This window comes from Shewanella sp. SM55, assembly GCF_025654025.1.
GTDB lineage: Bacteria > Pseudomonadota > Gammaproteobacteria > Enterobacterales > Shewanellaceae > Shewanella > Shewanella oncorhynchi.
Map to the genome: position 1 here is coordinate 121677 of NZ_JAKKRS010000019.1, position 14471 is coordinate 136147.

General features: G+C 45.7%; 17 protein-coding genes and 1 pseudogene. 10 read left to right on the forward strand and 8 right to left on the reverse strand.

Translation table 11 applies throughout. From position 1 onward, the window contains the following. Nucleotides 1–12 precede the first annotated feature (12 nt). From L5L91_RS20305 to L5L91_RS20315, 3 genes are all read left to right on the forward strand, one after another. Nucleotides 13–756 carry a hypothetical protein gene (locus tag L5L91_RS20305; protein ID WP_263147787.1) on the forward strand — a complete coding sequence of 248 codons (744 nt, stop codon included), beginning with the start codon at nt 13–15 and terminating at the stop codon, nt 754–756. 278 nt (nt 757–1034) lie between these two features. Next, the gene (locus L5L91_RS20310) at nt 1035–1277 is read left to right on the forward strand and encodes a type II toxin-antitoxin system Phd/YefM family antitoxin (RefSeq protein ID WP_263237543.1); all 243 of its coding nucleotides are present in this window, start codon (nt 1035–1037) and stop codon (nt 1275–1277) included. A gap of 708 nt (nt 1278–1985) precedes the next feature. Then, on the forward strand, nt 1986–3416 hold the full coding sequence (locus tag L5L91_RS20315) for a hypothetical protein (protein WP_263237545.1): 1431 nt from the start codon (nt 1986–1988) through the stop codon (nt 3414–3416). Between the two features lie 81 nt (nt 3417–3497). On the opposite strand, the pseudogene L5L91_RS22705 reads toward L5L91_RS20315, so the two are convergent. After that, a pseudogene (locus L5L91_RS22705) lies at nt 3498–3818 on the reverse strand (group II intron reverse transcriptase/maturase); the annotation flags it as partial. 456 nt (nt 3819–4274) lie between these two features. Here L5L91_RS22705 and L5L91_RS20320 point away from each other — a divergent pair. Further along, complete coding sequence (locus L5L91_RS20320) at nt 4275–4766, forward strand: GNAT family N-acetyltransferase (protein WP_263237547.1); 492 nt, start codon at nt 4275–4277, stop codon at nt 4764–4766. Nucleotides 4767–4817: 51 nt separating this feature from the next. Here the strand turns inward: L5L91_RS20320 and L5L91_RS20325 are convergent, their stop codons facing one another. Further along, on the reverse strand, nt 4818–6005 hold the full coding sequence (locus L5L91_RS20325; protein WP_263237549.1) for a benzoate/H(+) symporter BenE family transporter: 1188 nt from the start codon (nt 6003–6005) through the stop codon (nt 4818–4820). 164 nt (nt 6006–6169) lie between these two features. Here L5L91_RS20325 and L5L91_RS20330 point away from each other — a divergent pair, with 164 nt between their 5' ends. The 3 genes from L5L91_RS20330 to L5L91_RS20340 all read left to right on the forward strand — a co-directional run bounded on the left by L5L91_RS20330 (nt 6170) and on the right by L5L91_RS20340 (nt 7449). Then, nucleotides 6170–6745, forward strand: coding sequence for a helix-turn-helix domain-containing protein (locus L5L91_RS20330; RefSeq protein ID WP_263185238.1), 576 nt, complete (start codon nt 6170–6172; stop codon nt 6743–6745). A 119-nt stretch (nt 6746–6864) separates the two neighbouring features. Then, a complete protein-coding gene (locus L5L91_RS20335) occupies nt 6865–7188 on the forward strand; it encodes a rhodanese-like domain-containing protein (RefSeq protein ID WP_105251132.1) in 324 nt (107 codons plus the stop codon). Between the two features lie 75 nt (nt 7189–7263). Beyond that, a complete protein-coding gene (locus tag L5L91_RS20340; protein WP_105251131.1) occupies nt 7264–7449 on the forward strand; it encodes a hypothetical protein in 186 nt (61 codons plus the stop codon). A 166-nt stretch (nt 7450–7615) separates the two neighbouring features. Here L5L91_RS20340 and azoR read toward each other — a convergent pair whose 3' ends face one another. The 6 genes from azoR to L5L91_RS20370 form a co-directional block, all read right to left on the reverse strand. Next, nucleotides 7616–8212: an FMN-dependent NADH-azoreductase gene (gene azoR / locus L5L91_RS20345; RefSeq protein ID WP_212600268.1), complete on the reverse strand. Its 597-nt coding sequence runs from the start codon at nt 8210–8212 to the stop codon at nt 7616–7618. Between the two features lie 181 nt (nt 8213–8393). After that, on the reverse strand, nt 8394–8831 hold the full coding sequence (locus tag L5L91_RS20350) for a thioesterase domain-containing protein (RefSeq protein ID WP_212600267.1): 438 nt from the start codon (nt 8829–8831) through the stop codon (nt 8394–8396). Nucleotides 8832–8924: 93 nt separating this feature from the next. Beyond that, on the reverse strand, nt 8925–9362 hold the full coding sequence (gene dtd, locus L5L91_RS20355) for a D-aminoacyl-tRNA deacylase (RefSeq protein ID WP_263174584.1): 438 nt from the start codon (nt 9360–9362) through the stop codon (nt 8925–8927). A gap of 16 nt (nt 9363–9378) precedes the next feature. Next, nucleotides 9379–9984: a hypothetical protein gene (locus L5L91_RS20360; RefSeq protein WP_263185239.1), complete on the reverse strand. Its 606-nt coding sequence runs from the start codon at nt 9982–9984 to the stop codon at nt 9379–9381. Continuing rightward, the gene (locus L5L91_RS20365) at nt 9981–10934 is read right to left on the reverse strand and encodes an alpha/beta fold hydrolase (RefSeq protein WP_168826472.1); all 954 of its coding nucleotides are present in this window, start codon (nt 10932–10934) and stop codon (nt 9981–9983) included. Before L5L91_RS20365 ends, L5L91_RS20360 begins: the two co-directional genes overlap by 4 nt. A 35-nt stretch (nt 10935–10969) precedes the next feature. Then, nucleotides 10970–11941, reverse strand: a complete 972-nt coding sequence (locus tag L5L91_RS20370; RefSeq protein ID WP_263185240.1) for a virulence factor BrkB family protein — start codon at nt 11939–11941, stop codon at nt 10970–10972. 81 nt (nt 11942–12022) lie between these two features. Here L5L91_RS20370 and L5L91_RS20375 point away from each other — a divergent pair, with 81 nt between their 5' ends. The 3 genes from L5L91_RS20375 (at nt 12023) to L5L91_RS20385 (ending at nt 14406) form a co-directional block, all read left to right on the forward strand. Then, the gene (locus L5L91_RS20375) at nt 12023–12244 is read left to right on the forward strand and encodes a hypothetical protein (protein WP_006079786.1); all 222 of its coding nucleotides are present in this window, start codon (nt 12023–12025) and stop codon (nt 12242–12244) included. A 28-nt stretch (nt 12245–12272) separates the two neighbouring features. Then, nucleotides 12273–12926 (forward strand): DUF2959 domain-containing protein, encoded by a 654-nt coding sequence (locus L5L91_RS20380; protein ID WP_263237551.1) that lies wholly within the window; start codon nt 12273–12275, stop codon nt 12924–12926. A gap of 265 nt (nt 12927–13191) precedes the next feature. Continuing rightward, on the forward strand, nt 13192–14406 hold the full coding sequence (locus tag L5L91_RS20385) for a 4Fe-4S binding protein (protein WP_105251123.1): 1215 nt from the start codon (nt 13192–13194) through the stop codon (nt 14404–14406). Nucleotides 14407–14471: the final 65 nt, after the last annotated feature.

Below are 14471 nucleotides of genomic sequence, written 5' to 3' on the forward strand. Positions count from 1 at the left end.
AAGGACATCACCATGAAACCACTCTTTGCAGGTATGCTGCTTAGCATCAGTTTATTAAGCTCGCCTTTATTGGCTCAGGAATATACGGTTGAAACCTATCAAGAAATCTTTAAGGGTGATAACCAATTCAAGCAAAAAGAAGCCATTGAATCACTCACCATCACTGGTTTATCCGATCCTGCCATTTTTGATGCGCTCGAAGCAAAGCTACTCGCATCTTTGCCCCAAGCCACTGAAAAAAATGCCATTGACTACAGTGCTTGGTTAGTCAAAGGCTTAGCTTATTCAGGCAATGATAAGTACAGCGAAACCATCAACAAGATTGTTAATGGTGATTATCCTAAAAAACTCAAAAAATACGCAGGTCAAGCTTTAGAAAACATAACGATATATAAAAAATGGAATGCGATTCTTGCGGATAAAAGCCAATATACTGCCGATCAAAGTCAGCAAAATAATGCCTTCGCCAATGCCCTACGCAGCAATGATTTAGAATTAATGCGTCTCGCGGCTAAACGCATCATAGATGACCGCCAGTACGATGATTTTATCCTAGCCGTACTCAGTAACGAATTGAAAACACCACGCTTAATGGCCGATGACAAACTCGCCATCGATACCTATGCCAACATGGCAAAAGCGCTAGCTAGTTCAGGGAATACCGCTTACCGCAATGTGATTGAAAATATGGCAACCGCGAGCTCAAACAAAAAACTCAAAAACTACGCCGAGAGTTATTTGAAGAAATACTACTAAACCTACCCATTTTACGCTTAATCGAGTAAATCATGGCCGAGCTTATCCTCGGCCATTTTTATATTCGTTTGGATAATGCTGAGTATGGGAGGGAAAAATTTATAGTGGGTGGCTTAGAGAACTCGCACAACGCGGTTGACCTTGTAGCCAGTGCCTTTTACTGGCGGTAAAGATTTATGACCCGCTTATTTTCGAAAAGATCGCACGATTTAATCGTTTTTACCGTTTCGCACAATACACTATACTGCCACTGTATTTCCAAATAAGAGGGCTTAATCGTGCAAACATTAACAGCCAATGACGCCAAACGAAATTTCGGTGAGTTACTGCTAAACGCTCAACGCGAACCCATCAAGATCAGCAAAAACAGTAAAGATGCGGTTGTTGTGATGTCTATCCACGATTACGAGCAACTTGAGGCGATGAAAGCGGATTACCTTAAACACTGCTTCAACGCTGCTAAAGAAGACTTAGCGAAAGCTAATGTCGTTGATGGCGAAGACTTTCTTAACGCCCTGTAGCAACTCACATGAATAATAAACGCTATAAACTGAGTAAGTTAGCTCTGCAACAACTACCATAAAACCACCTGAAATAGCCTCACCCCTTTCATAGAACTGATGTATTTGCCGTGGGAGTGAGGCCAACCATGGTACAGGCTCGACGACACGCAGCCAGTCCATCCTTGGATGCTCGACCGCCCCGTCCATGGGGCGGACGGTCGTCTCGCCAATCACCATGGTTTGCCTTTCGAGCATCTGCGTAATCTGCTGGCTTGAAAGACTAGAGTCAGATTAACACTTTGAAAAGTTGCTATTTACAACTGAACATTTAGGAAATTTAACAATGAGTGGATTGTTAAATTTGATGTCCCGCTTATGACTGTATAAGTACAGGTATAATAGAAAAGTGACAGCCATCGGGGAAAACGAGCCAAAGGAGTATCGTTTTTTATTTTCAATAAAACATTAAGCCACTGAAAATATTAGTCTTTTCATGTTTTCTGATTTACATACCGCGCCAAAATACTTCTTGGTATATAAAGTCTCGCTTTTTCTGCATGGAAAAAGATTGGAAACTCACCGTAATGGATGCTAACTTACTGGCACATTTGAATTATTTACTCTTATTTCTCAAACTTCGAGTCCATTATGGTTTGGGTTTCATTAGAAGTGCGGGTAATACACTGTTAGCCAAATAATAATCCCCGTACGCATAAGGAAATAAATATGACCTCAGAATTGATAGTAAAACCAGGAACAGGGATTCTTGCTACAGATACGACAAAATTCGAGGCGTATCTTGCATACCTCGGATTGCCAACTGAGAACATAATTGCTGCCTTACCTGAACGCCAAATTATTGAAAACAATCTACCTGCCTTTATCGAATCATTACCCGCAGAAGTAAAAAGAGACGCAAGATATTTATCTAAATTCGTAGCAGGTGCAGCGATAGGCCTATTCGACGCATCTTTAAATTATGTCTGGAATGAAGTTGTTTTAAACCTAAGAGAAAAAGTTGTTCTGTATGGTCTCGACATGTTTTTCGACGCCGCTGTTGGAGGCGGACGACGAGAGCTATATTCTACAGAAGAAGACCTTTCCGGCCTGAAAGACAACACCCTTATAAATACATGTAGAAAACTCGAATTAATATCCGATATTGTATATACCAAACTAAACCACATATTAACAATGCGGAACGATATTGGCGCATCGCACCCGAACTCGTACTCTATAAATGCATTCGAATTACTTGGCTGGCTTCAAACATGCGTCCAAGACATTCTGAACGACAAGCCTTCGGCATCAGCAATCCAAATAAAATCATTCATCGAGAACCTCAAGAAATCTACAGCAGTTCTAGATGAGGCAACAATTAAAAGCATGGAGAGACCGCTTGGCGAGCTATCACTTCAAAACACCGACAATCTTTTAAATAGTATTTTTGGCATATATACCGCAGATGCAACCAGCAATATTGTAAGAAAAAATATTTCACTTTTCGCCCCGCACATCTGGAATAAGAGTAGTGATAATGTCAAGTATAAGCTTGGCATCTCCATCGACGGATACAAAAACAACCTTCACAACGAAAAGCATATTTTAGGCGTTGAATTTTTCACGTTCTGCGATGGCAATAGATACCAATCATTAGACTCTAGGATAATTTCCCTAGATAGTCATGCTGACGATCTTCTTGAGGCAAGGTATGCGTGGGACAATTTTTACAACGAGCCTCCGCATATGCGGAAAATCCTTTCATTTCTAAAAACTGAAAGCGACATACCAGTAGAAAGAATTCAGAAATTAATTAAAATCGTATTGATATGCCGCATTGGAAAAGGAATACCCTACAACTTAGGCGTATCTTCTGCCGGAAAACCGCTCTACGATCAATTTTTTGGAATGCTTGGTGACCAAAATATAATAAATGTGCTTATTGCTATGCACTCCAATGAAGTCCGAGTAAATCTTGACAACAAATACTGCCAAGCACACATGGTGAGCGTTCTCAATATTTTAAAGGCCAATGCGCGAAGCGAACGCATTCAGGAAATTCTTGACTTCTTAATCGCTAACGAAACTATTTTAAATAAGGTGCACAACGATAAGCGCTATAAAGAACTCGCAAAGAACCACATGCAGTTCGGCTAATCGGGTAGCCGGAGGTATCTAGCCTCCAGCCCCCACACCACCCTGCATGCGGCTCCGCACAGGGCGGTTCATTTAGAACGCCTAACTCACTTTCTGGTTAGGATAATGAACTGCAATCCATCCATCTCTCAGTGAACATAAACCTGCTTTCTTGAGATACTCATTACTCAGCGCTTGCTGTATCCCTGGTGTTTTCGAGCTTCGCCACGGCCCTTTGCTTGTAATTCCACAAGCAACGGCCGCTTTCATACTCACGCCCCAATTCCGATTCGTCAATCGCCTTATCTTTTGTTTGAAAATGCGCAGAGTGTTTGCATGCCATTGGATCTTTCCGCGGTTAATGGTAAAACCAAGGAACTTGCTTTGAGCGACCTTAACCACTTGGCTTTTCTGCTCATTAATAAATACAGTGAATTAGTGAAGCGGCCAATAGCACTTTTTATTGTATTGGCTAATGGATAACTAGAAAGTGATAAGAAAATCTAAGGACACTCACAGATTAATTCACTGGTGACGTAGCAAGCTTTAGGGCAATAAATTTTTAGCTGAAAAACAGCTGAAAGGTCAGTTAGGATTGGCATTGTTGCACCAGTGACCTTCTAAAACATGGATGTTTTAGTAGAGCCCTCAGGGATGAGTTTATGGCGTGTCACTGGGGAAACAATGACAATGAATGCCACGCAACTCAGTTATCTTGCTTTGGGGCATTTACGTAGTTGATATAAGAATTTATGTATCTCCTACATCTAGTTTTATGGCTTAAGATTTGCTTATCCACTGCGGCGCATTGGCAAACAGATAACAACGCGATGACGCCATTATGGATAAGCCACAATAATAGGGAGTACCCGATCCGCCATGAAATCCACCATAAGACTCACCATGAAAGCCACGATGAAAATCACCTTAGATGACCTTACAGGGCCAGAGATAGCGGCATTGCTGCAGGAACACCTCGACGATATGCGGGCAACCTCACCGCCTGAAAGCGTTCACGCATTAGATCTTGACCGCCTGCGCCAGCCCAATATTCGTTTTTGGACCCTGTGGGATGGCAACAATTTAGCGGGCTGCGGTGCACTAAAATGGTTAGATACCGAGCACGCCGAGATCAAATCAATGCGCACCGCCGCGCCCTATAAACAGCAAGGCATAGCGTCTAAAATATTGCAGCACCTGATCAACAACGCTAAAGCTGCTGGCATTAAACGCCTTAGTCTAGAAACCGGTTCGATGGACTTCTTTAACCCCGCCCGAATGCTCTACACCAAATTTGGCTTCGAAAGCTGCGGCCCCTTCGCCGATTATCGACTCGATCCCAATAGCGTGTTTATGACGAAGAAAATCTAAAACACATGCGCCTTAGTCTTTGAAATTCATATCTAAGGCGCTTTGCTGCAGTTAAGTATTCGCTCGCTTAACTACTGATGCAGTTCTGTGCCCGTTCCACCAATGGATAATAAACCCAAGCAACAGTCCCCAAAATGCGCTGCCGATACCCAGCACACTAAAACCCGATGCAGTGACCAAGAAAGTGATCACCGCGACTTCGCGATCTTCCGTTTTAGCTAATGCGGCGGTCAGGCTATTGGCGATAGTGCCGAGCAAGGCTAATCCGGCGATGGCCAGGACTAACTCCTTCGGGAAAGCAGAAAACAGGCCAACCACAGTGGCGCCCAATAACCCAGTGATAAAGTAAAATACCCCGCCCCACACTGCAGCCCAGTAACGGGTCGCGGGATTCGGGTCTGCTTCTTTACCCATACAAATCGCCGCTGTGATGGCGGATAAGTTAAAGGCAAAACCGCCAAATGGCGCGAGAATGACCCCGATTAACCCTGTGCTCGTGATCAAAGGTGAAATGGGCGGCCTGTAACCATTACCATGCAGCGCAGCAACGCCCGGCATATTTTGCGATGCCATAGTCACCACAAACAGCGGCAGCGCCACGCCAATCACACTCGCCAACGAAAACTCAGGTGTAGTCCACACCGGCATCGCCAGTTGCAACTGAACGGCATCTAGCTTGAGTAAATCTAATTGAAAACTCATGCCTATACCCACCAACAAGGTCAGCAAGATGATGTAACGCGGCGCAAAAGGCTTAACGACGACAAACACCAACAACATGCTCAAAATTAGACTCAGCTGGGTTTGCATCGCCTGAAATAGCCCTAGGCCAAATTGCAGCAGAATCCCCGCCAACATGGCTGAAGCGACTGACTGCGGCATGATGCGGATAAGCTTATCCATCCAGCCCGCCACCCCGCAAAGTGTGATTAGCAGAGAACTCACCAGAAAAGCGCCTATGGCTTGATTGACGCTCAATCCCGCGAGGCTTGTCACCATCAGCGCCGCGCCCGGTGTAGACCAAGCCGTTAGAATAGGATTCTTGTAGTAAAGCGATAACCCTATGCTGGTCACACCCATGCCCACACCTAAAGCCCACAGCCATGAACTGATCTGTGCTGGTGTCGCCCCCACAGCCTCCGCCGCTTGAAAGATGATCACAGCCGAGCTGCTATAACCCACTAATACCGCAATAAAACCCGCTGATATTTTTGATAAACTCCCTGCATCTCGCCACATATCCACTCCCTTTCTCTGCAATTGATGTCGCCATTACTTTGTGCGCTATAACTTATAAAATGAACAAGATAGCTTCTTGTGCGCTATAACGTACGAGATGGACAAGATAACACCTGTGCGTTATAACGTACAAACTAAATTTTCATAAAAATGATGGGGCCATTGTGCAGACGATAAACAGCTATCTCGCCACCACGCTTAAAGCACTTCGCAACCAAAAGGGATGGAGTTTAGATAAAGCCGCCCAAGAGACGGGCGTGAGTAAGGCCATGATAGGACAAATCGAGCGCGGTGAATCAAGCCCAACCATTGCGACGCTGTGGAAAATTGCCAGTGGATTCAATATCTCGCTGTCGACCTTTCTCGAACCCACGCCCCAGAGCCAAGGCGCAGTATTCCGTAAGCCCGACGACTTACGCCAACAACCCGCCACCGACGGCATGCTAGTCGCCTCACTCTTCCCCTTTGAAGAGCGCTTCGGTTTCGAGATGTTTGAACTGACCCTGCTGCCAAACTATGAGCGGCTTTCTGAGCCCCATGAAACGGGTGTCACTGAGCATGTCATTGTCTTGAGCGGTACTATGGAAGTGCTAGTCGATGGCGAGTGGCAAACACTCAAGCAAGGTGAAGCAGTACGATTTACGGCCGACAAACCCCACGGCTATCGCAATCTAAACGAGCAAGCCGTGGTATTCCACGACATCATTCACTATCAACGAGCTAATGTGTCTAGCCTCTAACTATTTGTCTAGTGTCAGCAATGCCAAAAACCATTCACTGCCGATAATCTGCAGCGCTTGCACTCGCCAATTCATTAGAATAAACTTATTGAAAATTTTCTAATGGTAGGGACAATGCTATGTTTCAATCTTTACTGGCTAAGTTATCCGGCAGCCACTCGGGCGAAAAATGTTGGCAATTGATTGAACAAGGCGCACGGGTGATTGATGTGCGTTCGCCGGAGGAATTTGCCTCAGGTCATTTGCCCCAAGCCATTAATGTGCCGCTGCCAACACTCGACCAATGGTTACACCAAGTCGACAATAAGCAACATCCCTTCGTACTCTATTGTGGCGCGGGTATTCGAGCGCAAAAAGGCTGCGACATTCTCAAGGCCAATGGTTTTAGTTGCGTGGTGAATGGCGGTTCGCTTAAAGATTTAGTCTGCTGCCAACCGAGCTAATTTAAGCCTTGGTTGTGCGGCGCCAATCTTACCAATCTGTATGTTGTGATGGTTTAGATATCTGCGAGGTGATGTATGCATAAAACGAATTATGCCAAAGCGTTACAGCTTGAAGCTACACTGGTTAACCCTGCTGAAAAGCCGCTTGAAACTGAACGCCATGCACGCTTTAGCATCAGTCGTAACCGCGACCAAGCCAGCACTAAGGTGCGTTATGTTGAGACAAGCACCCTCGCCAAAGGCTGCAGCCTTTGCGAATAAGAGCTAAATCTGCGACTTAAACCTAGCCGCTCGAGTCTAGTCGCTCAAACCTAGCCACTTAAGCCAAGCGTGCTTAGCTGAAATGCACATACAAAAATGCCAGCCTATTAAGGGCTGGCATTATTTATTCAGCTAAATCAAATGACTCAGCTAATCAACGGAACAATTAAGCTTTCAGCTGATCGATACTGTGTTTCGCTTCGCCCATGCCTTTGTCGTGGGCTTCAGGACCCATGTTCAGCGCTTCGGCGTAAACCACTTCAACATTGGTGATCCCCATAAAGCCTAAAACCGTTTTCAAGTAAGGTACAACATGATCCGTTGGGCCATCTTTGTGAGCGCCGCCACGGGTCGTCACTAACACAGCGCGTTTACCTTCCACTAATCCTTTTGGACCCGTTTCAGTGTAAGTAAAAGTCACACCAGCACGGGCGACAAAATCGATCCAGTTTTTAAGTTGAACCGGAATCGTAAAGTTGTACATAGGTGCAGCGATAACAATCGTATCGTTCGCTTTTAATTCAGCGACTAAGGTGTCTGATAAGGCGAGCATTTCTTGCTGACGTGCCGATAATTCTGCACCACCGCGTAACCCAGAAGCGATTTCACCGTCTACCATAGGCAGTACGTCTTTACCGCCTAAATCACGTACTGTAATAGCGGCGCCTTGGTTTCCCCAGTGGCTCGCTAAGTGGTCAATTAACACGGCAGATTGTGAATAACCGCCAAGAATGCTTGATTTTAAAATTAAGACTTTAGACATAATCTGCTCCGAAAATAGGTAAATGACTCAGAGTCAGATGGAATATCTCAACTCTATGACGCTAGTGTATTAGCCCATAAAAAAGAAATAAAGCGGATAAAATCTGAGATTAGCTTCGATTTTTTAGAAAGGTTATACGTCACCTTCGACATACAAATACACTAAGTTGTTTTCAACGCATTCATACTTTCGACGTACTAACATACAGGCCTTCAAAAACCGCACACAGTGAATCCATACAATACAATTGCACTTCCAGCTTCACCTTAACCCTGCGCCCCCTTTGTAACGGGCTGAGATCCACATCTGGCCATTGTACTTTTACCACAGGGTCACAAGTCACAGGAGCAAGATAACGAATATGGGCATCGGCGAGCACAATATCACCCGCCACGCCCACCAACTGTTGATTTAGCCAGACTGCACCCCAGCCTGTTAAGGTCATCAAGGTATAAATGCTGCCCGCAAACATGGTCTGATGCAGATTAATATTGGGCATCATCGGCGCTGTGACTCGAAATTCTCCCTCGCTGTAATCGAGTGGCATTATCTGCATAAACTCGCTAACGGGGATCGTACTGTGCCAAGTCTGGCGTAATTTAATGAGTAATTGATCCATGTGCATTCCCTTAATACTCCCTCTTGGTACAAGCGACATTGATTATGCCTAGCCCCCATCACCTAGACCCCTAGATAAACATCACGATAGAAGCTACACCTGCAGATTAAAGGTCACTGGGCCATCATTGACTAAGGACACTTGCATATCGGCGCCGAACTGTCCGGTTTCTGTGTGAACGCCCTTAGCGCGGCAGAATGCGACAAACTCTTCATACAAGCCTAAAGCTTGTTCCGGCGTACCCGCCCCTGAAAAACTCGGCCTCAAGCCTCGGCCTGTATCAGCGGCCAAGGTAAATTGTGACACGACTAATAAAGACCCACCGACTTGTTCTAGATTGAGATTCATCTTGCCATTTTCATCGGAAAAAACGCGATAACTCATGACTTTAGTCGCCAACTTTTCCATCTTCTCGCGGGTATCTTCTTGCTCGACACCGAGCAGAACCAACAAGCCTTTGTTGATTTCACCTAAGGTTTGGTTATCAACCACCACACTGGCGTGACTCACTCTTTGAATTAACGCAATCACAACTTTTCCTTTTAGATTAAGGCTTAACGGGAACCATTTGCGGCATTAGCGGGAGCGGGCGGATATATTGCTCTACGCCATCAGGCAAAGATTGTACGACCTGCGCTAAGCCGCCATTAGTCCACAGCATAAAACGACGTAACTCTTCTATTTCAATACGGTCGGCAAAGGTCACTGTACCTTGTACTTGGATCACCGCGCCTTGGTCCAACAACACAAACTTGGCAAAATTAAGCTTCTGATTTAAGGTGCCAATCACGGCAGGCAACTCTTGGCTAGCCTGCAATTGCGGGTGCACAGCATAGAAGCGATTCATTAAAATACGGTCAATACCCGCTGAATTGATACTCGGCTCAAGCAAGAATTGGTTATTGCCAAACTGCACCGCGACTTTCGTCGGCGCAACTTGGGTGGCCAGATAATTTGCGTCAATCAACGCTTGGTACAAGCGATCAGCGGCAGTTTCATTGGTCAACCCACCGAGTTCAACAACTTTGGGCGCGACAGGGGCACTCACGACCTCCTGAGTCGCCACTGGGTCAATCGCGCTGGTTTGCGAGGGCGCCGTAGCGGCACAGGCGGTTAATCCGAGTAAACTGGCACTGATGAACAATGTTTTCATTGTATTTCCCTTTGATGTATCCACGACCACATAGCATGGATTTCTGCTGTAACCGCCAAAAACAAAGACTCACTATTGAGCATATGTCCGCCATCGACAACAGATTGAATTGTAATAGCATGCTCCAACCCAGCCAAAAAATCGCGTAATAGCGTCGCTGGGCAAATTGCATCCTGCATTCCTTGCAATAACACACTACGCGCCTTCACTCTAGGCGTCACGCGCTGTAACACATTCATCGCATTGAAGTAATTATGTCGAGCAAAGTGTAACTCGATATTGGCTAATGCTAATACGGATTCGGGTAACAGCCTTGGTAGCACTAACCTCGCCCCCGCAAGCTGCAACTCCCACTGTACCCAACGCCGCGCAAAATGGTATCGCACATTTTCATCTGCCGATGCCAAACCTTGATGGTACGAATCCAGCAGTTCAGTCAGCGATAACTGAACCGGAAAAATGTCATTGAAGAGTCGATAAGCAGCAGGTTGCAATTTTGCAGCGCCGTCAGCGCCATAGAGCCAGTCGAGACCTTCTTTGGATGGAATAAATAACGCCCACAGTACCTGTGCAATCACCCGCTCTGGGAATAATCCGCTGTAAATTAAGCCTAATGTTGCCCCAAAAGAGCCACCTGCTAAACACCAACGCTCAATACCCAATGCAAGGCGAATCGCCTCAATATCGCTAATCAAACCCGTGAGATGGTTGTTGGCTAAATCGCCAAAGGGTAAAGATTGCCCAGACCCGCGTTGATCTAAAAGCAAAATCCAATATTGATCGCCATTAAATAAAGCTAAATCACCGATATCACAACCCGCTCCTGGACCGCCGTGCAAATACAGCAGTGGGATACCTTGTGGATTACCGTATTGCGCCAGATGCAATTGCTGACCATTGCCAACGTTAAACCAGTCGCGACGGATAAAAGATGGGAAGGATTCAGGCATTCAGTGTCATCGCCATTAATAATCCTCTAATGGGGTCATTCAGATTTAGCCACCGCCTTGAGTGCCGTCACCTCAGCCGAAGTTAACACCGCAGCGGAATTATCTTGGGAGGCATTTTCTAGAGGCTTAGCATTCAGAGCAGTTTCGTCATCATCTGAGCTCGACTCATAATCTAAATATTCAGGCATCGCGGCGGTAATTTCCGCGCCGAGTAATACTATCATCCACGATAAATACACCCAGACAAAGATAATGGGGATCACGGCTAAAGCACCATAAATCGCTTCATAACTCGGAAACTGAGTGACATACAAAGCAAAGGCTTTTTTACCTAACTCAAACAATATTGCGGCAACAATCGCCCCTAATAGTGCATGTAGAAACTTCACTTTTTGATTAGGCACCACCATATACAACAATAAAAATGCCGCCACAGAGAAAAGCATAGGTAAACGCTCAAGAAACACGGGCACCACACCCGACAACTGACCGTCAAAGACCTTCAGTGACACCACGTAGGAAGTGGCGACCAAACTGCCCCCCACCAATACCGGGCCCAAAGTGATGACCATCCAATACATAGAAAAAGCCACCACCACTGAACGCTTCTCTTTAGTACGCCAAATGTTATTGAGCGATTTATCAATGGCGGAAATTAGCAAAATGGCAACCACGACTAAGGCCGCAATCCCGACCGCAGTCCCCTTAGAGGCATTGGCCACAAACTCATTGATATACACTTGCACAGTATCGCCAGCGGCGGGTAAAAAATTCTGATAAACGAAACCTTCTATCTGTCCACGTATCCCCTTAAATACCGGAAAAGCTGACAGCATAGACATAGTCACCGCCACCATAGGCACGAGTGACAACAGTGTGACATAGGCTAAATGTCCGGCGCGGATATTGATTTGATCTTCAACTAAACGCCGTCTCAAATGCAGCAGGAAGTGCCAGATCCCGAGGAATAAGGCGCGAATTTGTGCCAGTTCTATCTTCTTAGTCACGGGTTTCTCTTGATTCTGTTGGTATAGACTCGTTATCTTCGTACAATAAACACTTAATTTACAAGTCTAAGGAGTGAATTGATGTCTCAACAAGGATCTGCAGGTAACGTTATTTCCGCTATTGCTAGCCTATTTTTTCCTGGGCTAGGCCAATTATTGCAAGGCAGAATAATGGCCGCACTGTTATTTTTCATTATCACAGTGGTGGGTTATGCCCTCTGGTGGCTGATTGTGCCCGCGGTAATAGGTGCTATCTTTCATCTGTGGAGCATTATCGATGCGGCTCGATTTAAAGCCGATTAATTAATTTCATTCAGCGACGGAACACCCAATGAAAAGACTGATAGCTTCAGGGCTGATTGCCACAAGTCTCCTGCTTAGTGGTTGCCAGAGTGCCTACTACGGCGCAATGGAAAAGGTCGGTTACCATAAACGCGATATTATGGTCGACAGAGTTAAAGATGCGAAAAAATCCCAACAGGATGCTCAAAAAGAGTTCAGCTCAGCCCTAGAAGAAATGCAAGCACTGCTCAATTACAGTGATGGCAACTTAGAAAAAGCCTATAGCAGAGCCAAAGATGAATACGAATCGGCTCAAAGTGCCGCCGATAACGTCAGCAACCGCATCAATAAAGTCGAAGATGTAGCCGAAGCCCTGTTCGATGAGTGGCAAAATGAAATTAGCGAGATCAGTAAAGCTAATCTACGCCGCAACAGTGAAGCTAAACTCAAAGAAACGCGCCGCGCCTATGAACAATTGATTAAAAGTATGCGCCGTGCCGAGTCGAAAATGCCGCCGATACTCACCGCTATGAAAGACAATATGCTGTATCTCAAGCATAACTTGAACGCCCAAGCCATTGGTGCGATTAAAAGCGAATTTGCGAGTCTGCAAGCCGATATTTCGGCCCTGATTAAAGAGATGAACACCTCGATTAACGAATCGAGCAAATTTATCGAAGCACTCGAAAAATCAAAAAATTAATCCAAATGCCCCACTGAACGCCTAAGCCTTAGCAAAATAAATTGCTGGGGCTTTTTATTCTTTGTGTGACCTCGCACGCTGTCCCTGCAAGCCATACTTTATTTGTGCAAGACTAAAACACTTAGCTTTGTGAGCTATGGCGCGCTTTAATTGATTGATAGCGCGAATCTTAGATCTGACGCACAATTTCACTTATTACTCAAAACTTATCCTCAGTTCACCACTCAGAGCCTGTACTTGTAACTTATTAGCTGTATTCATCACTATGACTTTTATCGAATCACTCACGCTGATGTTGGCACTCATGTATCTCGCCTCCCTCAGCTATTGGAGCGGCCAGAAATGGGGCGCTGTCGCCACTCTGTTGCTCAGTATCGGTGCGGTGGCAATGAGTCTTTATTGGCCACTGGCTCTCGGGCTTCTTATTGCACTACCACTGATGCTACTTGGGCATAAATTTGCGCCTGATGCACTCAAGGGTGAAATTAAAATCAATACCCTTCGTGAAGGGACTCAACATGTTTTAGCGCTATCGCTCTTGCTGGTTGCCATACAATACACAATCAATACCGTACTGCTTAAGCAAGGAATCACACCTTGGCTAATGCGCCCAGACGTAGTCGATGCCTTTTTACCGATTGCGGGTGGCATTGAGCTTAAAGCCATTATCAGCCTCAATTTGTGGGATCAAACCCATCCTGCGGCAGCAGTCATGCTAGCGGCGGTATTACTCACAGGTTTACTCTGCAAGCGGGCATTTTGCGGTTGGGCTTGCCCATTAGGTTTGGCAGGGGAATACCTGTATTCCTTTAGAAAACGCTTTATTAAATCAGAGCTTACACCACCCGCTTGGCTAGATTGGCCACTGCGAATGTTGAAATATCTATTACTCCTAGCACTTTGCTACATAGTCATTGGTATGCCAGCACAATCCATCCCCCATTATCTTGAAGGTAATTATCATAAGATTGCCGACTTGAAGATGGCATTGTTCTTCCTAACACCCAGCCTAATCACGCTACTGGTATTTGCGCTGATCCTCGCTTTAGCGGCATGGCGTCGTCAGGGATTCTGCCGTTACTTGTGTCCCTATGGTGCTATGCTTGGGATCTTAAGCTTTGCAAGCCCATTAAAAATTCGCCGCAATACCCAGCACTGCCTTATCGAAGCAAAAGGGATGAAATGCGACAAGTGCACCCGCGCTTGCCCAGCAAACATCATAGTGCACACTAAAACCACGGTTCGCAGTGACGAGTGCCAAGCCTGCATGCGCTGTGTCGCGGCTTGCCCTAAATCCGCCGCCCTCGGCCTTGGACTGAAATCCGGCCACAGGCTAGGTCATAAGGGATTGCTCGCATTAGTGCTTATCGCATTATTTATCCTACCGCTGGGCGCTTACTTAGCGGGGTTCTGGCATAGCCAAACACCAGACAACATCCGCATGGAATTGATCCAAGTGATTAATAGAATTGGGCACTAGAATACGCGACATCACTAGAACACCTAAAATGACACATATGACGGGATCCAATTGCGATGGAATAA